The organism is Candidatus Poribacteria bacterium (assembly GCA_016866785.1).
Lineage (GTDB): Bacteria > Poribacteria > WGA-4E.
In genome coordinates this window covers 1-20772 of sequence record VGLH01000073.1, presented here as the reverse complement: position 1 = coordinate 20772, position 20772 = coordinate 1, and the positions used below count along the sequence as shown (strand labels likewise).

17 protein-coding genes are annotated in these 20772 nt (G+C 65.6%); 8 read left to right on the top strand and 9 right to left on the bottom strand.

Annotated elements, in window-relative coordinates; translation table 11 throughout:
* The coding region (locus FJZ36_11630; GenBank protein MBM3215553.1) for a transposase at positions 1–743 on the top strand (743 nt) is incomplete at its 5' end.
* On the opposite strand, the gene FJZ36_11625 is transcribed toward FJZ36_11630, so the two are convergent.
* From FJZ36_11625 to FJZ36_11605, 5 genes are read right to left on the bottom strand one after another with little or no spacing between them, the layout of a single operon-like run.
* Positions 715–1797, bottom strand: a complete 1083-nt coding sequence (locus FJZ36_11625) for a zinc-binding dehydrogenase (GenBank protein MBM3215552.1) — start codon at positions 1795–1797, stop codon at positions 715–717. The genes FJZ36_11630 and FJZ36_11625 overlap by 29 nt on opposite strands.
* Positions 1798–1810: 13 nt before the next feature.
* Entirely contained in the window at positions 1811–2608 is a 798-nt protein-coding gene (locus FJZ36_11620) for a DUF547 domain-containing protein (protein ID MBM3215551.1), read from the bottom strand.
* Positions 2609–2624: 16 nt separating this feature from the next.
* Positions 2625–3491, bottom strand: a complete 867-nt coding sequence (locus tag FJZ36_11615) for a N(4)-(beta-N-acetylglucosaminyl)-L-asparaginase (protein MBM3215550.1) — start codon at positions 3489–3491, stop codon at positions 2625–2627.
* Positions 3488–3724: a hypothetical protein gene (locus FJZ36_11610; GenBank protein ID MBM3215549.1), complete on the bottom strand. Its 237-nt coding sequence runs from the start codon at positions 3722–3724 to the stop codon at positions 3488–3490. Before FJZ36_11610 ends, FJZ36_11615 begins: the two co-directional genes overlap by 4 nt.
* Positions 3717–4076 (bottom strand): cupin domain-containing protein, encoded by a 360-nt coding sequence (locus FJZ36_11605; protein ID MBM3215548.1) that lies wholly within the window; start codon positions 4074–4076, stop codon positions 3717–3719. The genes FJZ36_11610 and FJZ36_11605 overlap by 8 nt, the downstream gene beginning before the upstream one ends.
* A 231-nt stretch (positions 4077–4307) precedes the next feature.
* Here FJZ36_11605 and FJZ36_11600 point away from each other — a divergent pair, with 231 nt between their 5' ends.
* Genes FJZ36_11600 through FJZ36_11580 form a run of 5 tightly spaced genes read left to right on the top strand, consistent with a single transcriptional unit; the run spans position 4308 to position 10882 of the window.
* Positions 4308–5393: a hypothetical protein gene (locus tag FJZ36_11600; GenBank protein MBM3215547.1), complete on the top strand. Its 1086-nt coding sequence runs from the start codon at positions 4308–4310 to the stop codon at positions 5391–5393.
* Positions 5394–5402: 9 nt separating this feature from the next.
* A complete protein-coding gene (locus FJZ36_11595; protein MBM3215546.1) occupies positions 5403–5783 on the top strand; it encodes a deaminase in 381 nt (126 codons plus the stop codon).
* 4 nt (positions 5784–5787) lie between these two features.
* On the top strand, positions 5788–7641 hold the full coding sequence (locus FJZ36_11590) for a hypothetical protein (GenBank protein MBM3215545.1): 1854 nt from the start codon (positions 5788–5790) through the stop codon (positions 7639–7641).
* 39 nt (positions 7642–7680) lie between these two features.
* A complete protein-coding gene (locus FJZ36_11585) occupies positions 7681–10362 on the top strand; it encodes a VWA domain-containing protein (GenBank protein ID MBM3215544.1) in 2682 nt (893 codons plus the stop codon).
* Entirely contained in the window at positions 10343–10882 is a 540-nt protein-coding gene (locus tag FJZ36_11580) for a HEAT repeat domain-containing protein (protein ID MBM3215543.1), read from the top strand. The genes FJZ36_11585 and FJZ36_11580 overlap by 20 nt, the downstream gene beginning before the upstream one ends.
* On the opposite strand, the gene FJZ36_11575 is transcribed toward FJZ36_11580, so the two are convergent.
* Complete coding sequence (locus FJZ36_11575; protein MBM3215542.1) at positions 10837–11361, bottom strand: hypothetical protein; 525 nt, start codon at positions 11359–11361, stop codon at positions 10837–10839. The genes FJZ36_11580 and FJZ36_11575 overlap by 46 nt on opposite strands.
* A gap of 237 nt (positions 11362–11598) precedes the next feature.
* Between FJZ36_11575 and FJZ36_11570 the strand changes: the two genes are divergently transcribed.
* Positions 11599–12018, top strand: coding sequence for a hypothetical protein (locus tag FJZ36_11570; protein ID MBM3215541.1), 420 nt, complete (start codon positions 11599–11601; stop codon positions 12016–12018).
* A gap of 28 nt (positions 12019–12046) precedes the next feature.
* Here FJZ36_11570 and FJZ36_11565 read toward each other — a convergent pair whose 3' ends face one another.
* A complete protein-coding gene (locus tag FJZ36_11565) occupies positions 12047–12913 on the bottom strand; it encodes a hypothetical protein (GenBank protein MBM3215540.1) in 867 nt (288 codons plus the stop codon).
* Between the two features lie 185 nt (positions 12914–13098).
* On the opposite strand from FJZ36_11565, the gene FJZ36_11560 reads away from it, so the two are divergent.
* Positions 13099–15825 (top strand): hypothetical protein, encoded by a 2727-nt coding sequence (locus tag FJZ36_11560; GenBank protein MBM3215539.1) that lies wholly within the window; start codon positions 13099–13101, stop codon positions 15823–15825.
* 218 nt (positions 15826–16043) lie between these two features.
* On the opposite strand, the gene FJZ36_11555 is transcribed toward FJZ36_11560, so the two are convergent.
* Both FJZ36_11555 and FJZ36_11550 read right to left on the bottom strand, forming a co-directional pair.
* Entirely contained in the window at positions 16044–17852 is a 1809-nt protein-coding gene (locus tag FJZ36_11555; GenBank protein MBM3215538.1) for a Na/Pi cotransporter family protein, read from the bottom strand.
* Between the two features lie 43 nt (positions 17853–17895).
* Entirely contained in the window at positions 17896–20499 is a 2604-nt protein-coding gene (locus FJZ36_11550) for a hypothetical protein (GenBank protein MBM3215537.1), read from the bottom strand.
* Positions 20500–20772 lie beyond the last annotated feature (273 nt).

Sequence of the window (20772 nt, the reverse complement as noted above, 5' to 3'; positions counted from 1 at the left end):
AGACATCAGCCATGCGATGGAAGGAACCAGTCCTTGCTCCAACGCCAAAGCGCTCAACCGTTTCTTGGACGAGGTGGAACCTTGGATGCCTTTGCTTCGCCTCTTTGCCAAGAACGTCTCCTACAAGGGAACCACGCGCGTGCATCTGGCGGGACGCTGGAAGCAGGGATACAAGGAACCTCTTGGGTTATCACGTCGTTGGAGCCGGAGAAGGGTCTCGAACTCTACGAGAAGCGCAGGAAGAGAAGCGCATGAAGATCGAGGAGAGTTTCAAAGACCTGAAGTCGCTTCTGCACCTGGACAGACTGATGAACAAGAGCCGGGAGCGGATGGAGAAGACGATCGCCTTGACGCTCATCGCCTACGCGTTGGGCTACTTGTACGCGTTGGGCTACTTGGTGGGCGAAGCGGCGCGGGATGCTCTCTACGCGAAAAACACAGGAGTCCTACTCCCCGCTCTTCGTCCTCCTGAAACATCGGATCCCTCGCGCGCCAACGGATTCACGCTCGCCGTCGGATCGAGATTAGCCGTCATCGGATCCCTCGCGCGCACAAACGGACGCAGAACATCCGTCGCGACGCCTATCAACGGTGGATACTCCTCGTCGCGCCTACTGTCCCAACTTAGCGGAGCAGGTCAATTCATGAACCTCATCAGCACGAGCCGAGGGACCTGCGTCGGCGTTCGACGCCGTGCGCTTCCGCCTCGAGATTCTACCTGTCCGGTTCAAGCAGAACCTTGATCGAGTCGGCACCCGAGCGTACCAGCTCGATACCTTCCACGTACGAACCGAGCGGGAGCCGGTGCGTCACGATCTTCGAGGCGTCGATCCTGCCGCGCGCGAGCATGTCGATGGCAATGGGATAACAGTAGGGCCCCAAGTGCGACCCGTGGATGTTGAGCTCTTTCGTGTCGCCGATGATCGTCCAGTCGACCGTGACGGGCTCGCGCATCACACTGAACTCGACGAACGTCCCCAGCTTGCGCAGCATGAGAAGTCCCTGACGAACCGCCGCCGGGTGCCCGGTCGCCTCGATATACACGTCGCACCCGTATCCCTCGGTCATGTCGAGCACCCGCTGGACGGCGCCGTCGGTGGACGGATTCACCGTCTCGTCCGCTCCGAGAGCCTGCGCGACTTCGAGCCGACGGTCGCTCAGGTCGACGGCGACCAGACGCGCCGGGCTCTTCAGACGCGCCGCAGCGACCATACCGAGACCCAGCGGACCCATACCGGCGATCACGACGGTATCGCCCAATGCGATCTCCCCGCGCTCGACGGCGTGGATCGAACACGCCAGGGGCTCGATCAGCGCCGCCTGCCACGACGGGATCGAATCGGGAACGCGGTACACGCGAGCGTTCTCCGGGAACGCCATCCGCCTCGTCCATCCGCCGTGCACCGACTTTCGGAAGCCGAAGATGTCGTGCACCTGGCACATCCAATACTGCCCGCGTTGGCAGTACCGACACGCGCCGCAGGGCACGATCTGCTCCGCGATGGCGGTGTCACCGACAGCCAGCCCGTGGCGGCTCGCAGCGCCGTCTCCGAGCTCGACGACGGTTCCAATGAACTCGTGCCCCGGCACGACGGGTCCCTGGACGTATCCGGCACGGTCCTCATCTCCCCAGAACAGGGGAGCTCCGGTGAAGCACTTGACGTCGCTCGCGCAGATGCCGCACGCCGACACATCGATCACCACCTCACCCGGTCCGGCAGCAGGAACCGAAACGTCCTCCCATCGGTAGTCGAAGGGCCCGTGGCACACGACGGCGGGTTGCTGGTTCGCTGGCATGTCGTGCTCCCGATCAGGCGTGGTTCAGGGACCAGTCGAACGGCGCGTAGATGACCCGAACCTCGAGAAGGTTCTGACGCAGGTATCCCTGCCCCTCATCGGGAGCCAGGCAGAGCAACACGAAGCGCAGAACGTCCGCCTCGGATTCGCCGAAGTCGCGGTGGAACCAACGAAAGACCGCTGGCAGCGTGACTTCCGCCCGGTCGTGGTCGATCACGACGCGCGATCTCACGAATGCGCGCGCTGCGTCTTCGAGCTGCTCCTCGATCCGTTCCGGCTCGTACATCGCCAGCGAGGGACACGATCTGGCGCCGAAGACGAGAGCGAAGTGGATGCGCGGATCACACTCGCCCATGGCGAACGCGCGACGCGGATCTCGGACCGAGAAGGGGCGCGGCAGCAGCGGGTGTTTCCAGCGGTTCGCTCGAAGAACCCCATGCTGGATCTGATCCATCGAGAAGAGCAGGCCACCGATGTCGTAGGCGGAGCGGAAGAACCCGCGGACCTCGCGCACCGATCTAACAATCTGTCGCTCGATGATGCTGTGGATTGCCAGGCAGTTGTGCAGGTTGACCCAGAACGCCGTGCGCGATTCCCAGTCGCCGAGCGTGTCCAATCCAAACACTCGCAGCGCTCGGACAGCGCGTTCGAGCTGCCGGAGCTCGTCCGAATCGGGCAGGCGTCCATAGTCGATCGATCCACTCTCGTCGACGACGTCGGACACGATCCGCTGCGCCGCAGCGTGCAACCCGCCGACGATGTCCTCGGGCACATCCCCCAGGGGCCCGGCGTTCAGAACGTCCGATGCCATCAGACTCCCTCTCGCGTCAGTGCGCGATCTCGACTGCGCGAACCTCGTTGGTCTGCGGCGACCAGATGCCGTAGGAGAACCCAGGGGTCGTCGAGTAGCCACCGTGCCGTCCGGTTCTGTCGAGTGCGACCACCGCCGCCGCGATCTCGCGGTACTTGGCGTTTTTGGCGATCATCCGCAGGATCGCCTCCCGACACGCGGCGTCCGGGTCGGCTCCGTGCCTCATATTCTCCACAACGAGGAACGACAAGCAGAACTTCATGATCTCCTCGCCGAGACCCGTCGCCGACGCCCCTCCGACCGCGTTGTCGACGTAGAGTCCCGAACCCAGGAGCGGCGAATCACCAACGCGTCCTGGCTCTTTGTAGCCGACGCCGCTGGTGGAGCATCCGACGGCGAGGTCGCCCTTGGCGTCCATCGCGACCAGACCGATCGTGTCGTGCGAGTCGGCGGGTATCTTGTCGTCCTGCTTCGCGCGCCACGCCACCCATTGGGCTCGCATCTCGTTCGTCAACGTCGGTTCCTCGACAAACCCTTGGGAACGTGCGAAAGCGCGAGCTCCTTCACCGACGAGGAACACGTGTCGTGACCGCGTCATGACACGCCGGGCGACGCTGATCGGCGAGCGGAACCCCTCCAATGCGGCGACGCCGCCTGCATCGTGAGTGACGCCGTCCATGATCGCCGCGTCGAGCTGGACGATTCCGTCGGAGTTGGGAACCCCGCCGTAGCCGACGGAGTGCTCGCTGGGGTCGAGCTCCACGAGACGAATCCCCGCCTCGACGGCGTCCAACGGCGAGCCGCCCTGGAAGAGCACGCGTCCGGCTTCGGCTGTAGCCTGCTTCCCAAACTGCCATGTGGCGACGGCGATCGGTTCGATCATGCAGCGGAGCCCTTCCCGCTGAACAGGTCGGCGGCGATCCGGGCGATCAGCACGACCGCCCCGGATGCGTGGAAGACGGGGTCGAACATGTCGATGGGACGCGTGAGCGTGCCAGCCATCAGCATCCGCGCCTTCTCGACGACATGCGGCGTGCGCCCGAATGGCGCGACGGCGAGCAGCACGGCGAAGGGAACGGCGACTCGGTACGGTACTCGGCGCACGGCTTCAAGCATCGCCTGCCTCCGCCGCGAGCGACGCGCGCGCCTCGTAGTCCTCGCGCGACGGACTGAAGATGTCGAGGGCAAGCGCCGGTGCGCCCAGCGCGCGTGCGCTGTGCGTCACGTTCGCAGGCACATGCCACACATCCCCGGAACGCACGATTCGACTCTCGCCGTCGATGACGAGCTCGAACTCCCCGTCGAGCACGGTTCCCATCTGCTCATGGGGATGTGAGTGCTCCGGAACCATTCCGTCCGGCGCGAAGGAGACGAACGACACCATCATCCGCTCCCCCCAGGTGACCTGCAGCCGGATGCCGTCCGATAGAGAGAACGATGCCAGGTCGGCGCGGTTCACAAATGGCATGCTGGAGAGTCCTCGGGTTCCGAATGAGCCAGACGCGAGTGTATGCGAGCCATGGCGACCAGGCAACCTGCCGAACGCCCATGCGCCTGGGTGGGGCTCCACTCATCGCGGCGTGGAGCGACTCGTGGACGCGGATGGTTCGTGATGCCAGCCCCCGGTGTGCGCCGAGACGTCGTTCCCATGCCGTTCGCGGTGCGCTAGACTTGCGGCGCGCGAACTGAAGGGCATTCCGTGTCGTATCTCTGGTACTGGACCTCGGGCGGTTGGGACTTCGAGCAATGGCGAAGCCGGAGCGCATGGCGACCGGTCTCGACTCCGCAGTCGGGCTCTGACGAGCTCGTTCCGCTCGCTGGGCGCGCGAGCGCTGCCGACTGGGAGCGCGCCCGCGCCTACTGGTCATCGGTCGTCAACGAAGTGCTGGGCGACGTGACCGACGTTCCGCCTCGGACGGCTGGTTTCGACCTGATCGAGTCGGGATCGGCGACAGGCTACCGGATGCGGCGCGTGCGATTTGCCCTGACGGAGGACGAGTCCGGGTACGCGTGGCTCCTCGTGCCAAACGGGCTCGACGCTCCGAGTCCGGCAGTCATCGCGCTGCACCAGACCGTGCCGCAGGGCAAGGATGAGCCCGTGGGGCTGAGTGGCGATCCCGACCTCGCATACGCCTGCGAGCTCGTCGAGCGCGGGTTCGTCGTCGTCGCGCCGGACGCCATCGGATTCGGGGAGCGACGAGCAGATCATCCGCACGCGCGTTACCGGCACGCCGACAAGTTCTTCGCCGCTCACCCGACCGGTTCGGTCATGGCGAAGATGGTCTACGATGTGAGCCGCCTCATCGACGCGATGGAGACGCTTCCCGAGGTCGATGCGACGCGTATCGGCTGCATCGGACATTCCCATGGCGGCTACGGGACGTTGTACGCGATGGTCGGCGAGCCGCGCATCCGCGCGGGCGTGGTGAGTTGCGGCATCACGGCGTTCCGCACCGATCCGACGCCTGAGCGTTGGTGGCGGCGGACGGCCCTGATCCCGCGTCTGGGCTACTACGAGGACGACATCCGTCAGACGCCGTTCGACTTCCATCATCTCGTCGCTTTGATCGCTCCGCGACCACTGATGGTGTCGGCTGCCCTGAATGACGCCATCTTTCCCAACACCGCCAACATCCCGCATCTGCTCGACCTCGCCGGTGGGGTCTACGCAGGCTACGGAGCCGCGAACTCCCTGCGTCAATGGGTGTTCCGCGGCGATCACCGATTCCCTCGCGCGGCGCGCACGCGCGCGTACCGCATGCTGACGGAAGCGCTCCGTCGATAGGAGACCGCCGTGAAGAAACAAGGCGTGTTCGTGTCGGAACCGAACCCAGCGACGCCCTACTCGCCGGGCATCATCTCTGGCGACTTGATGTTCGTCTCGGGTCAGGTTCCCATGAACCCCGAGACGCGCCAGATCGTGGAGGGCGAGTTCGAGGAACACGTCCGGCAATGCCTGCAGAACGTCGAAGCCGTCCTCCGGCGGGCGGGTCTGTCGCTGAATCACTGCATCAAGGTCGTCGTGTTCCTGAAGGACATGGACAACTTCGGTCGGCTCAACGCGGTGTACAACGAGCACTTCGCGGAGCCGCGACCCGCGCGGAGCTGTGTCCAGGTTGCGCGGTTGCCTTTGGACGTCCAGGTCGAGATCGAGGCGATCGCCACACTGCGGTGATTCCATGGAACTGATCGCGCATCCTTGCCGAGCGCGCCAGGTGCTCGCCGGTATCGTCGTTCGGGATCGATCCGACGGACGCGAGCGCTTCGTCGTGACGAACATGAACGAGAACTCCGGCTGCGAGCTGATCTTCATCGACTTCGAGCGCGACGAGGCGCGCGTTTGCCGGGCTCCAGCGGGGGCAGGCTCGTGGGCGCTTCGAGAAGTGTCGGGAGACCGACTCGTCGTCGGGACGTTTTACGATGGCGCATTCATGGTGTTCGACCTCGTGTCGATGTCGTTCACGCACGTCGCGCAGGTTCCCGGCGAGAACTACATCTGGAACCTGGCTGTCGGCGGCGACGGTCGCATCTACGGCGGCACGTACGGAGGGGGAAAGCTCGCGTCGTTCGATCTCGACGATGGCTCCGTCGAGGACTGCGGCGCTCCGGCTCCGCCCAACATGTACCTTCGTCACGTGTCGTCGCTGCCAGACGGAAGAATCCTGTGCAGCTTGGGTCAATCGGAGCCGACGACCAAACTCTATGACCCGGCGACGCGCGAGTTCGCCGACGTGCCGGACTCGATCCGCGCCGTGCAGACGGGCGTTTCCTGGCGCGACCGGTTCCTGGTGGGGAACCGCGCGTTTGCCGGAGTCGATCTGCGCGAAGAGGCAGTGCCGTTCGCGGCGCCCGGCGGCGCGGGCGGTTGGTCGATAGAGCCAGCGCTGATGACTCAGGATTCGGTTGTCATCCGTCAGGGCTCCCGTCTCTATCGCGCGTCTGCTGATGGCTCCGAAGCCGCGCTGATCGCCGACCTGGATCTGCGGAGCGGCTGGCTGCTGGCATCGGCAGAGGATGGCTCCATCCTCGGCGTCCGTGGACAGGACTACTTCCGCTTTCAGCCTGGCGACACAGCGCTCGACCTGCGCCGCATCCCCGGCGAGTCGGGACCGCGCGCGACGCTCTTCCTGGCGGCTGCGCCGGACGGGTCGCTCTGGGGTGGACCGTCATTCGGTCAGACGCTCTGCCGGCTGGATCCCGCGACCGGCGAGTACTCGAACACCGGCGCGGTGTGCGACGCTGGAGGCGAGGTCTACGCCGTGGCGTTCCACGACGGCAAGACCGTGGCTGCCTCCTACTCCGGCGGGGACATCACGCTCTACGATCCGGGCAAGCCGTGGGATCAGGTGAACCACCGGAACCCGAAGCCGGTCGCCAGCGTCGGGTCGCTGGGCTACATCCGCCCCACAGGCGGCATCGTCGTCCAGGACGGGGTCGCGTACACCGGTTGGATGGCTCGCTACGGGGTCTACGGCGGCGCAGTCGCTGTCACGGATATCGAGACAGGTTCGACCCGGCTCGTCGAGAACCCACTGGGCGAGCAGGCGGTCGAGGGACTCGCCGTCGCAGACGGATCAGCATACGTCGGCACGTCGCTGTCAGCGAACGGGCTCCCTGGCAAACCTGACGACGCGCCGCGATTCGGTGTGATCGACCTGGGCTCTGGCGCTGTACGCTACTCGTACGCGTTCGAGGGGCGCTCGTCCGTGCGCGCGGTCGTCATTGATCCATCCACCGGTTGGGTCTGCTTCTGCGTCGATGGACGGCTCCATCGCTTCGACGAGGAGGCGCTCGCCGTGCATCCCATCGACTCCGACCCGTCGCGCGTGTCATCGCGCAATCTTCTGCCCGTCGGCGATGGCAGCGTGTTGTATGGCAGTGGGCGGACGCTCGTCCACCTGGACCTGCGTTCAGGCACATCGCGCGCGTTGGTGGAAGCGCCGGAGTCCATCTCGAATCTGGCTCAGACGCCGGACGGCGTCGTGTTCGCTTCCGCAGGCACGGGTGTCTACCGCGTCCCGCGAATCGCCTGATCAGACCTGTGGCGCCTTCGGTTGGCGTGCGCACGAGGCATGACGATGAGACTGGCGATTCTCGTCGCGATAGGAATCGCTCTCGCGGCGCTCTCCGTCGGGGTGTGGGCGAGAAGCGGGCGACGTCGGAGCGTGCGCTCCACCGTACTGCTCGCCGCGCGGTTAGGAGCGACGTGCGCTCTCCTGGTCAGCCTGGCGGAACCGTACGCGTCGCTGTCACGAGCCGGCGCTTCGGTCGTGGTGGTGCGCGATGTCTCCCTCAGCGCACGAGCGATGGGCTCCGCGATGGACCGGCGCATCGATGGCTACCTGTCGAGCCTGCCCTCGGGCTCGGAAGCCGCCGTAATCGACTTCGGAGGCTTGCCTCGAGTGATTCGCGGGTTCCGCCCGTCGTCCGAGGGCGTGCCAGTCGCTTCGAGCGACGCGTCGTTGGACACGGGCGCGACGGACGTCGCCGGAGCGATTGCTCTGGCATCTGACCTTCTCCCCCCAACTGGAGACCGGCGCATCCTGTTGTTGACCGACGGCGGTGAGACACAGGGAGACGCGCGGTCGACGGTCCCGCGTCTTCGCGCGCTGGGCATTCCCGTTGCCGGTGAAGCGCTGGCTTCGGAGCCATCCGCAGACGCCGGAGTTCTCGATTTGACGCTGCCGTGGGCGACCCGCGTCGGGGAACCGGTGCGTGTCCGCGCTCGAATCGCCGGTTCCACCGTCACGTCCGCCGAAGTCCTGACGGTGCTCGACGGAGCCGTCGTGGACCGCCGTTCCGTCGAGCTGAAATCCGGTGAGACGCTCTTCGAGGCGGTTGTGTCGCCTCCGACAGCAGGCGAGCACACGGTCGAAGTCCGAGTGCGCGCGGAAGGCGATGCAAACCCGGACAACGACAGCGCGCGAGCCCACTTGACCGCCGCCGGCGAACTGCGCGTGCTCTGGGTGAGCGGCGCAGACGTGAGGACGGCGGCGTTCGACGCGTTGTCCGGATCATCCGACGCCATCGTCGAGTACGCGTCGGCGCGAAGTCTTCCCGGCGACGCGTCGCGTCTGGGTCAGTACGCGGTGGTAGTCTTCGACGACGTGCCGGCGGACGTCTTGTCCCACGGACAGATGGCTGCGCTCGAGGCGTATGTCCGGCAGCACGGCGGCGGTTGGCTCGTGGTTGGCGGGCCCAACACGCTCACCGCCGGAGGCTGGGCAAAGACCGCCCTGGAGGATGCCGCGCCGGTCGAGATGCGTCCGCAGGAGAACCGGCGACCGCTGGCGCTGCTCCTGGCGATCGACAAGTCGGGCAGCATGGCGCACGAGTCGGGCGGGGCCCGCAAGCTGACCATCGCGCAGGCGGCAACGGCATCCGCGATCAAAGCGCTCTCCGCCGGCGACGAGGTGGGTATCCTGGCATTCGACGCTCGGCCGCGCGTCGCTTCGCCGCTCAAGCCCGTCTCGCTCGCGTCGGAAGTCCAGCGCGCGGCAGACGCTCTGGAGCCCGGCAGCGGAACCGACATCGTCCGAGCGCTTGAGGAGGCGCATCGCGTTCTGGCAGGTTCCAACGCCCCGAGGAAGCATGTCGTGCTCGTGTCGGACGGACAGTCCGAGGGCGACCTCCCGAGAGCCGCCGCGACGCTCTTCGCTGACGGCGTCACCGTGTCCGCCGTCTCCGTCGGCGTCGACGCCCAGCCCGTTCTTCAAGACCTGGCGACTGCCGGTGGTGGGCGGTTCACCGCCGCCGACACGCTGTCGGACCTGCCATCGATTCTCGCCAAGGAAACCCGCGACCCGCTGGATGACATCCACCAGGGGCTGTCTCCCATCGTGGCGGTGGGACCGCGCGCGCTGTCGTTGCCGCCGGTGCAGCCGGTCGAGGGATACGTCCGAACGTCTCCGAAACCGACGGCGAGGGTGATCCTGAAGGAGCCGTCCGGCGATCCCATTCTCGCGGACTGGCGTCACGGCTCCGGCAGGGCGATGGTCTTCATGTCCGATGGCGGGAACCGTTGGGCTCGAGCCTGGGCACAGGACCCGCAGTTCGCCGCGCGTTGGCGTGCGTGGGTTCGGTCCGTGGCTTCGGGCGTCGAGCCGTCTGCGTTCGATGTCAGCGCGATGGTGCGGGGCTCCGAGCTGAGGGTCACCGTCGCCGCCTCGGATTCGGGCGCCGAGAAGGCGTTCGCGGCAACTGTCTACGGACCCGGAGGGATGGAGACGCGGCTGAACCTCGCCGCCGCCGATGGTGGGCTCCAGGCGACCTTGCCGCTAGTCGAGCCAGGCGCCTATGATGTCGTCGTCGCCCGAGGCGAGGATTTGGTCCGGCGCCGGCTCTCGTATGCCGCCAACGCGGAGCGAGTGGTTGTCCCGGACGGCGGTCTGGTCGGTTCCATCGTGGAAGCGACCGGAGGAGCCCGGTCACCGGACGACGCCAAGTGGACTCGACGCGCGGCGGTTCGGGAGCAGCGCGACACGCCGCTCTGGAGGCTGTTCCTCCTCGCCGCTATCGTCTTGACGTTGCTGGAATGGGTCATCCGGCGGGTAGGAGGGTCACGCGAGCGGGCTCCGTCGCCGACCAGACCCGTGTGGGCGAGTCGGCTGTCGGCGGCAAAGCGCCGCGACAACGCGGGGCGGCTGACGTGGGCGGTCCCAACTCCGGTTCCCGGAGAGGTGACAGGTCACCTTGCCCAACTGCGGCGCGCGCGCGACCAGGCGCGGGCGCTCGATGCTCAGACGGAGGCGTAGCGGTATGCGACGTCGCGAGCTCCCGAAGCCCACGGCGACGAGGATCTTCGACATCCCGGCAGAGGTGCGTCGCGCCGACCGCAACGAGCGCGTTCGACACGGCGTCCGAACCTACGAAGAACCGTTCGAGGTCGCCTCGGTCTTGCGCGCCTACGGTGTCCGCGTGTTGTCGGCGATGCAGCCGAACGCGAACGAAGCGCTTCGAGAGTTGGCGAACCATCAGGATGCCCGCGTCCGAACAGCGGTCGTCGAGGAGCTGCTTCAGCACCAAGACGTGTCCGCCTTGCAGATGATCTCGCACCTAGCCGACAGCGACGACGCCCCCACCGTGCGCGAAGCCGCGCAACGGAGCCTGCAAGGGCTTCAGGTGGTCGCCGCACGGATCGCGGCGGACACCCAGCGTTCCGAGGTTCCCCTCTTCGAGACGGGCGAGGCGTACGTGCCCGAAGCCCCGGTTCGTGATCCTCCCGGGGATCAACCACCCGAATCGCCACCGGAACCGGCATCGACGTCGTCATAGAGGCGCTGCCAAGTCTCCGGGCGCTGCGGGTCGCGGATGGCGATCACGAGCAGACCGGATTCGTGACCGTCGTCGTACGGGACGATCGCGAAGTTGGGCGCGACGAACTTGACCGCCGACACATCGTACGCTCCCCAAGAGCCGCCGACCGGCGACCGCCGCGACACGATCCGGGAGATCGCCTTCGGGTTCCGTGACAACGTGTCGCGGAACTGCCGCTCGGTGTCTCCGGGATCCACGCGCTCCTCCGCGCTCGGATCCGCCGCGAGCTCGTCTGCCACCGGCTGAGCAGACGCAACCGTCGGTGGGGAAGTTCGGGCTCCATCCGTGACGTGGGCGTTCCGGGCAGACGTGTTCTTCAGCGCAGGGGCGCGCTCGCGCTTGAGGAGGGCTGCGGCTTCTACAATGACGAGTACGGCAAGCAGGGCGGCGATCCACGCTGGGACACCGCTCCTTCGGCCTTGCCAAGAATCTGACATCGTGTTACCCTCTAGGATAAGTAGGCGGGGTGTATCGGTCGCGTGACTCTCGACTCCCGCGATGGACGCAAGATATTACGGTGTGGGCGGGCAGATCGGTTCGCTGTAATCTCGCGTTCAGGTCGAGCGTTCATCTACCGATAGCAGCCTCAGGGGTATCTGCCCCCGGAGCCTTGCCAAGCTCCGAGTAGGCCTCGCTGAAGACGACACGAGTGCTGTTGAGAATTGAGGACCACCATGGGTCTGAATCCTCATCTCATCAATCTGATGTCATTGAGGGAGCGCCAGCGGCTCGATTCGCTCGCGCCGACGCCGCACCCCGTTGCCTCGGACGGGAAGTCGTTCAGCGAAGCGCTGGACGAGACGCTTGCCACAACGATGGACCCCACCGGTGTCACCGATCGTCGTCGCCTGTCGGACATGGACACTCGTCGTCTGTATCCCGCAGGCATCGACGCGCCAGTTCGTCGTCAGATGACTCCGGCAGACATCGTCAGCGCACAGCGTCTGCAACAGCGTTATGTGGGCGAGTTCCTCAACGAGCAGGACCTGGTCTTGGCGGCGCAACGGACCCCAGATAGCCGCTACCGCGTCAATCCCGACGAGGATACGACCGGCGAGAACGAGACTCAGGCGAACGTTCGGCCGATCCGTTGACGACCGTCCTCCCAGTCTAATCCAACCGCTAAGGTGCGCCCGCTTCCATCTGCCGACGCAGATGCGAGGCGGTTTGCGGATCACCCCGAGCGAACTCCTCCAGCAGAGCCATCGCCTCGTGGCGAAGTGAGTTCCTGCGCATCCACAGCAGCTCCGATGCCACGCCATCGAGCTTGCCTGCCCGGTAGAGCAGACGTGCGCGCTCACGCCGGAGCTCGACATCCGACGCGTCCAGGACGATGGCTCGATCCAGTGACTTCTCCGCATCCTCCAACACACCCAACGCGAGCTCGGAACGCCACCGCAGGTTCCATGCGTCCAGGTTGTCTGCATCGCGTCGAGTCACGCGGTGGAGCAGCACCAGTGCCTCCTCCCAGTCGCCGTTCGCCGCGTACTCCTGAGCTCGGGCGAGCTCGTTGCCGGTCGGCTTCGTGGTTCGGACCCATCGGGCAGCCGTCAGCGAGATCGCAAGGACCGCAGCCACGGCTGCGATCACCATCAGCAACAGACGCGGCGCTCGCGAGCGCGGCTCGGCGTCGGTCTTCGAGGTGTCGTTGCGCAGCGTTTCGGCTGGCTCGTCGGCGGAGGCATCAGGCTCAGCAGCGGATTCCGGCGGGTTGGTGTCGACGTGGCGCGGGTCAGCCCCCGTCAGCGTTCGGTACGCCGCGTTGATCTCGCGCATGCGCGCTTCGGCGAGGTCCCGGAACTCGGGTCCGAGGTGGCTCACCTTGTCTGGGTGATACTGCGCTGCCTTTCGGCGATAGGCTCTACGGACCTCTTCCTTCGTCGGCGTCTGTAGGGATGCCCAAGACGTCGTGCGGGTCGATGTGCGGCCCTGTCGTATCCATTGAGCCCTTCCGCCGGTGTGTGCGTCCAATGGGAAGGACAGTCCCATCGCGCCGCGCCAGTCGTGCCTTGTGCGGCGCACTCGATTCTACGCCGGGCATAGACTGGTGGGAAGCCTGCCCGCGACGGTGCGCGTCCTGACGTCCGCGCCGCCGCGTTCCTTGAGGGTCGGCGCTGGCGCGTGCTAGCATGCGCGTCGCCATCACGCCGAGTGAGATAGGACGGCACCCAGGAATGACAGACCGACGTTCTCGGCTCCTAGTCGCCGCGACGTGTGCGGCGTTCGTGTGGTTGGGGCTCTCTGCTTCCGCAGCCGTATCCACGACGCCGGACCTCAGCAAACCCGAGACACCTTCGCCGGGTCGCGCCCGGATCGAAGGCACGGTGATCTGGGAAGGCCAGAGCCTGACCGGCACGACGCTCTATCTCTACGACGACCCGGGACTGCGCCGTCTACGCGGCGGATCGCCTCTTCTCTCCAGCGACGGTTCGTTCGACATGCGCGTGCGTCCCGGGACCTACTACCTGGTCGCCGTCGTGGATCGCGACCAGTCGGGCCGCTTCGACCACGGGGACGCGTTGGGCGTTCACGGGATCCGGAGTTGGGGCGACTCACGCGAGCACAAGGTGTCCATCACGGTTGGGGATGGGCAGAAGGCAACGGGCGTCCGTGTCCACATCTCGGCGGTCCGCGAGGAGACGGACGAGGTGTCGCGGATCGTCCCAATCGGCGGCGCGTCGATGACGCTACCGGACGCACGGTCCGTGGGTCGCGGCGTCGTGCGAGGTCGCGTGTCTCAGCTAGGAGCAGCATCGCTCGGCGTAGGCTCCGCCTACGTGTTTGCCTATGCAGACCCGACATGGAAGCAGCGCGTCGGGTCTGCGCGGGTCGCCGACGATGGATCCTACTCGTTGTCGCTGCCTCCGGGCCGGTACTACGTCAGCGCCATCCTCGACGCGAACGGCTCGAATCTCTTCGACGCGGGTGATGCCTTCGGCGTGTTGGGCGCGCCGTCTGAGGGTGACAAGCCCGGGCTGCGCCAGTCAGCCATCCCCGTGACCGTCCGAGCCGGGGTCGAAGCGACCGGAGCCGATATCGAACTGGCGGCGAGACAAGATGAGTCTGGCAAGCTCGTGTCCATAGAGCCCGGCTCTGAACCCGAACAGGGAGCGGAACCCACGGACGCGGCGACCATAGCGTTGAAAGGCAGGATCAAAGGCATCGGTACCGCCTTGGGCGCTACTACAGTGACTATCTACGACGACGCCTCTCTGCGCACGCCGATTGCCCAGACGGTCGCCGATCCATCGGGTTACTTCGCCCTAGCGGTTCCCCCAGGCGAGTACTTCGTGCTCGCGAACGTGGATCGCGACGGCAACGGTCGACTCAGCCCAACGGACGCGGTGGGCGCTCAGGGCGTGACGGACATCATCACGCAGCCGCTTCGCCGCGTCTCCGTCGACGCCGAGACGCCGGAGATCGAGGTGCGCATCTCGGCGACGTACGACCGTTCTGCGCAACTGATTCCCGTGGAGCCGGACTCAAGCGACGACGCAGAATCTGCCAGTAGCCTCGACTCGAAGTCGGCGACAGGGGTCTTGGGACGAGTCACGTGGGATGGGCACGCACCGTCGCGCGCGTGGGTCCTCGTCGCAGCTACCCGCGACTTCGCCAACGCGACAATCTTCGAAGTGCCGCTCGACCGGGATGGGTACTTCGTGCTCCCAACACCTGCCGGGACCCGCTACATCATGGCGATCGTCGATTCGAACGAGGACGAGGCGATGGGGATGGGCGACGGCGTCGCCATCTACGGAACACGGGACCCCGTGCTGGGGAGTCCTGCTCCGGTGCTGGTGCGCCAGGATCGCTTGACGCCCTACGTGACGATGTCCGTCAGCGCCGTCGTGACCGATGACGCCGGTGGCTATGCCGCCATCGACGACGGCAACCGGTCCATGATCCGTCGGAAGTACGGCGAGCCGGACGATCGGCTGCAGCGGCATGAGGGCGCGAACCTGGTCGAAGAGTGGTGGTACTGGCTCGAAGGCGTCTCGTTCAAGTTCGTCGCCGAGGGCCCGGGTTGGGCGCTCGACGATGTGTACCACTTCGACCCCAAGCCAGACGCGCTCGCCTCGGTCCGACCCAACGACATCGACGTAGGGAACCAGTTCGAGTCGGCATCGACTGTCAATGCCGCTCTCTACTACTCCTCGGACGGTGTCATCTGGGGTATGCTGCCAGACGGTTCCCAGGAACCTCTGGCGCTGGGTATGGACCCGGTGCCGACGCCGACGGGGTTCCTTTACAGAACTCTCGACGGTGACATCTCGTCGTACGACGGCGGCAGTCGCGAGAGCGCCGTCGTGCTCCCGCGCGAATCGGGTATCGGCGAGATGGCGAACTCGCCCGACGCGACGCTGCTCGCGTACACGCGCGTCTCAGACGCCGGTCTGCAGCTCCGCATCCGCCGTTGGGCGACGCGCGAGGAACTCATCGTTCCAGTCCCAGTCGACCGCGTCGCCAACCCTTCGTGGAACCGCGATGCGTCGCTTCTCGCATTCAGCACGGCTGAACGCGGAGCGCCGCCCTCCAACGGCGACATCTACGTCTACGATCCTGCGGCGAATCGGTTCGAGCCCCTCATCGACGGCGCGAGCGACGATCGGGAACCGGCATGGTCGCCGACGAATCCGCGCACGTTGGCGTTTTCCCGCGAGAGCGACGGCGTTCGGCAGGTGTGGACGGCGTCGTACCGGGAGCCCGGATCGCCGACGCTCACGCAGGTCACCCAGTCCGGCGGCGAGCAACCGGCGTGGTTGCCGGACGGTTCGGGCATCGTCTACGTCGTCAGCGGACAACTGTGGGTGGTGGACCTGTCGTCGGGCAACGAACGACCTCTGCTGGTCAACCAATCGCCGGTCATCGGCGGCGGTCCCGCGACCTTCCCGATTCGCTAGCGATCACGGAAGTGGGGCATAAAAGAGCCCCGTGTCATGGCACGTTGGGAGTTACGGCTGGCAACAGTGACACGGGGCACCGGTGAGGTGACATAAGGAGGTTTGATGTATCACAGAGAGTAATAGCCATGCCTTCATGGAGATGGAAGGGCTCGCGACACGATTTTTTCGCTATTCCTTGCACGCGAAGCTCTGACCGGTGATTCTGCCCCCTGATCTCAGTCTGCGGCAGGGCTCGCGATGGAATCTGCCTCGTCGTCGTCGAGCATGAGCCGCGCGATCCGCCCCGAGTACGTGTTCACCTGTCGCAACGCATCCAGCAGGTCCATATGGGCGGAGTCGGATGTCACGGACTCCTTAACGTGCGACCGCATCCTCGAGATGTGGCTTCGGCGCAAGTGGTCCTCCTCCGACTTGAGGCGTTTCTTGAAGTCGCCTGCCGCCTTGCTCTGCTCCTCCGAGCTCGCCAGGAAAGCAGCCGTGGCGAGATCGAAGAGCTCCCGTGTCGCGTTGCGATAGCGCTTGAGCTCCTCGCGTCCCGCATCCGAAAAGCCGACGTCCTCGTCTCTGATTTCGATAGCCAGGGTGACAACCACCTGCGCGACGTGCTCCAGTTCGCTGACGGCAAGCGCCTGTCGCGTGGCGACGACCGACTGGTCTGGACTGAGGGACGTCTCGCTCAATGCGTTGACGTAGTCCGTCACTTCATGTCGTAGTGAGGTCAGGTCGGCTCTTAGCTGCATCATGTGCTCGGGATCCGACCGTCTTCCGTCGTCGATCACCTCGGTTCCGGCATCGAAAATCGCGCGTGTGCGGTCCACCACCACGCCAATCGCCTGCAGTGACTGGCGCAGCGCCAAGTCGGGCGAGTTGGCGAACGAGGCGAGCAGTCGCTTGTCGAGGTGGTATTCCGGCAGAGCGCCTTCAGCGTCTGGGATGATGCGCCGGGCGATCTTGTCGATGAGAGGGATGGCCGGGAAAAACACGACCGCCACGGCGACATTGAAGAACGTGTGCGCGTTCGCGATGAGGCGTGGAACGCTGGCGGCGAGCGCCGCCGCTCCTTCGAGACCGGCTGGGGCTTCCGGCGAGACTCGCCTCACGAGTTCGGCGAACCCAGGTACCCAGAACATGAACATCACCGATCCGCCGATGTTCAGCAGCGTGTGGACGGCGGCCACGCGCTTAGCGTTCCGCGACTCGGTCACGCTGGCGATGATCGCTGTGAAGCAGGTTCCGATGTTCGCGCCGAAGATGACCGGGATCGCGCCCTCAAGGGTGATGAGTCCCTGCGATGCGAACGAGAGCAGGATGCCGAGGGTCGCCGCGCTCGAATGGACGAGGGCAGTGAACACGGTTCCGACCAGGATGCCGACCGGCACATTCTCGATCGAGCCGATGATGTCACGGATGACAGGGGATTCGCGCAGCGGATACATCGCCGCCGACATGATGCCCAGACCAAAGAACGCCAAACCGAGTCCGAGCGCCGCCTGGAACACCGACTGGAGGGTCGTGCGGCGGATCAACGACCGTCCGATGAACCCGATGCCGATGAGCAACAGAGCGTAGTCGGTGACCTTGAACGCCAGAATTTGGGCGGAGACGGTCGTCCCGACGTTGGCTCCCAGTATCATCGGGATCGTCTGAGCGAAGCTCAGGAGACCCGCCTCGACGAACGAGAGCAGGATGACCGTCATCGCCGTGCTGCTCTGGATGGCGGCGGTGATGGCTGCGCCGGATACCAGCGCGACCAAACGATGCTGCGCGAGCCTCTCGATGGCGTGCGACAGCTTGCCGGACGCCAACCGCTTGAGGCTTTCGCTCATCTGTTCCATGCCGATGAGCAGCACCCCGGTTCCGCCGATGAGGGCGGCGACCGAAAGAGCGCTCCAAGCGTCTGGAATCCCAACGCTCGCCGCGTGTGCTGCCACCGGACATAAGCAGGCGGCGACCAGAGCGCACCCGAGAATCCACTGCGTCAGTGACCCTCGCGTCCGAAGATACCGGTCCCGCCAACCCACCATCGCTCGCCTCCTTCAGGGCATTGCGTTCGAGGTCTCCGATGCCTCAGACCCACGTCTCCGTCAGTGTTCGCTGACCATCTGATATGACTGCCTGCGACTCAACTTCCACCGACGCGCCATGGAAGGCGACCCATGTGCCGCGCCGATCTCCGGAACGCCGGACGATGGCGACATCGCCCGACAGACGGATGTCTTCTACGTCGTCCCAAGATCGTTGCTGCGCGCCTGCCGCCTCCTCCGGCTCTGGATCGGGCAGCAAGACGACGTCGCTCCATCCCTCGACCCCGATGATCTCCACGGCGACATCGGTTCCGCAATCCTGGCGATTCGACGCCAAGAGCTGCGCGGATCGCAGGACGGACGCGCCACGATAGGGCTCGATGACGCTGACGAAGACGGACTCAAGAGGGTCGGCGCCAGCCCGACGAACCAGCAGTCGCGGCAGCCAATCGGACTCCGCAGATGCCATCCCGGCTGGCGCGAACCAGCCCTCGCAGGTTCCGGCTTCCGCCCCGACTGTCAGGTCGAAGTACCGAAGACAGAGGCGTTCTCCGTCCGGCAGATAGCCGTACCGGTCGTCGATGTGGAACACGGCTTCCCACGGCGCTGACGGCGACCGGTCGATTCGGAGTTCGCGGAGCTCGTCGGTTCCCGACATCCACTCGAACGGCGTTGTCCGCAGTCGTGGAGCCTCAAGCCGGCAGAAGTGCGCATGCTGGAGCTTGACGTGCTCGGTTCCGCCGCGAACTCGGAACACATCGACGACGTAGAAGCCGTCGCTGGGCATATTGACTGCGAGCAAGGTCCGCTCGTACCGCGAGCACCCGACGACTCCAGGCGCGGCTGCGCGCGCGGCTTGCGCATGGTCGCCAATCGCCCAGAGCGTCGAAACGCCGACCCCCGGTCGTTGGTTCAATCCGTCGACTACGACCGTATTGTGGGCGAGAGACCTCGTGTACCATACGGCGCGGGAGGAACCCCAGCCTCCGAACTGAACGGGCGGGTAGCCGAGGTCGGGCATCAAGTCGAGCCCGTAGGCGAACAGCCCGATGTTCATGCAATCCTGATGTCCGTGCGCGCCGCCGGCGTCGTAGTCGAGCCACAGCACCCGGTCCCTCCCGCGCAGCACTGCCAGGCACCACTCCGTCTTGTTGACCGAAGGCGACGACGTGGACTCGCCGTGTTGGGCGACGGCGTCTGCGCAGGTTCGCTGAACCGCCGAGGCGTCGGCATACGAGCAGTCGTAGGGCAACCCGTCCACGCTGCCGTTGTTGGTTCGACAAACGATCTGGGCGTACGCCGGGTCTCCGGTCGCTTCGTGGAGGCGGCACAGGAACCCGTACATTGACGGATGGACGGTCGGCTCGCGCGACAGACTCACGCCGGCGTAGGACTCGTGCCTTCGTCCGAACGAGCCGCTGTCGCCGATCTGCGGGTAGTACTGCTCAAAGCACCAGGTGTCGATGTGGAACCGGAACATATCGACCAGTCGCGGATACCTCCGCAGCGCATCGCGTAGGAACCCTGGGATCGCCCGCTCCATGTACGCCAGGAGCTCGGCAGTCGCGTGAACCGCGAGCGCCGTGTAGCCCCCGAGTCCCTTCTCGCCCGTCAGACCATCAACCGCCGTCGAACGCTGGATGATCCCGTCGACGAGCCGTTCGACTTCGTCGCGGTTCGCATCGGGGTCCAGCACCAGCTTGATCGTCGCTATGGCGACGTCGGTACGGGGACAGTTCGAGTAGATGCGGTCCGTGTGCTCCAGTGCATGGCTCAGAATGCCTTGTTCGATGTTCGAAAGGATGTCCGCTGGGGATTCCTTCGAGCGAGGGACATCGAAGCGTCGGGACTTCTCTTCGGCGAAAGACGCGAGCGCGTCGTCCGAAGCCAGGGCGGGGCGAACCTGGTCGTAGGCGAGGGCGAGATGCCGCGTCTCTTCGCAGGCGTCGTGCCAGGTGGACACGTAGCCTGAACGCGGCGGTCCCTCGTACATGACGCCCTGCGCTCCGAAGTCGTGATCGGCGTACAGGTCGGCGACGCGGTCGAGCAGCACTCCTGCCTTGTGCGCGTACGTCCGGTCGCCGGTGGCGACATATGCCGATGACAGGGCACGAATACCCCCTAGCACCACCTGCTTCCACTGCCCGAAGATCAGATAGGCTCCGACGAACCTCCAGCGGCGCTCGCCGTCGACGTATCCCTCGCCATCGTCGACGCCGAATCGATAGAGCGGATCGTCCGGGTTGGGATGCTCGACGTTGAACAGCAGAGATCGGTCGGCGAGCTGAGGGTCGAACACACCACGGCGATCCATGCCGGATCGATGGTAGGCGTCGAAGTCGTTGGTCGGGAAAAGCGCGCGACAGGAGGGGCAGCGCGTTTTCCACGGATGGCGGAGCGCATCCATGATCCAGGAGTACATCACGACGGGCTCGCGACAGGCTGGGCAGTAGCCGTCCGACCAGACCATCCACGAGCGCCGGATCGCCGACCCGAACATCAGGTTCCAGAGCGACTCGTCGGTCTGGCTCGCCCAGGGCTCCGCCGATTGCGCGAGGCTGGCGCGTGAGGCGTCAACCCAGGCATCGTGCGAAGGATTCGCTACCCTCTCCGCGTTCCCAACGTTGAAAAAGACGCTGCCGCGCACGGACACCTCCCATCCGTCGTGCGAACGATGGGATTGTCGCGCTGGCACGCTCTGGTTGCAACGGTGGGCTAGTGGTCAGTTACTTTGGAGACTTCGTCTTCCCCCCCACCTCAATCCTCCCCCACGCTTCGCGGGGGGAGAGGCTATGTCCCCTCCCCCTTGCATGGGCTGAGAGGGGTAGGTTTTTGGGTATACGTGAGTGATTGCGATGGCGAGACATCTTGACGATCCTCTCGGTTTGACGATCCTCTCGGTGTCCAACAAACCGGAATG

Excerpts from the sequence above, each read along its gene's own strand:
- FJZ36_11560 (MBM3215539.1), top strand. The coding sequence starts at position 13,099 with ATGACAGACCGACGTTCTCGGCTCCTAGTCGCCGCGACGTGTGCGGCG.
- FJZ36_11610 (MBM3215549.1), bottom strand. The coding sequence starts at position 3,724 with ATGCTTGAAGCCGTGCGCCGAGTACCGTACCGAGTCGCCGTTCCCTTC.
- FJZ36_11625 (MBM3215552.1), bottom strand. The coding sequence starts at position 1,797 with ATGCCAGCGAACCAGCAACCCGCCGTCGTGTGCCACGGGCCCTTCGAC.
- FJZ36_11575 (MBM3215542.1), bottom strand. The coding sequence starts at position 11,361 with ATGTCAGATTCTTGGCAAGGCCGAAGGAGCGGTGTCCCAGCGTGGATC.
- FJZ36_11565 (MBM3215540.1), bottom strand. The coding sequence starts at position 12,913 with ATGGGACTGTCCTTCCCATTGGACGCACACACCGGCGGAAGGGCTCAA.
- FJZ36_11590 (MBM3215545.1), top strand. The coding sequence starts at position 5,788 with ATGGAACTGATCGCGCATCCTTGCCGAGCGCGCCAGGTGCTCGCCGGT.
- FJZ36_11615 (MBM3215550.1), bottom strand. The coding sequence starts at position 3,491 with ATGATCGAACCGATCGCCGTCGCCACATGGCAGTTTGGGAAGCAGGCT.
- FJZ36_11620 (MBM3215551.1), bottom strand. The coding sequence starts at position 2,608 with ATGGCATCGGACGTTCTGAACGCCGGGCCCCTGGGGGATGTGCCCGAG.
- FJZ36_11555 (MBM3215538.1), bottom strand. The coding sequence starts at position 17,852 with ATGGTGGGTTGGCGGGACCGGTATCTTCGGACGCGAGGGTCACTGACG.
- FJZ36_11580 (MBM3215543.1), top strand. The coding sequence starts at position 10,343 with ATGCTCAGACGGAGGCGTAGCGGTATGCGACGTCGCGAGCTCCCGAAG.
- FJZ36_11585 (MBM3215544.1), top strand. The coding sequence starts at position 7,681 with ATGACGATGAGACTGGCGATTCTCGTCGCGATAGGAATCGCTCTCGCG.
- FJZ36_11570 (MBM3215541.1), top strand. The coding sequence starts at position 11,599 with ATGGGTCTGAATCCTCATCTCATCAATCTGATGTCATTGAGGGAGCGC.
- FJZ36_11605 (MBM3215548.1), bottom strand. The coding sequence starts at position 4,076 with ATGCCATTTGTGAACCGCGCCGACCTGGCATCGTTCTCTCTATCGGAC.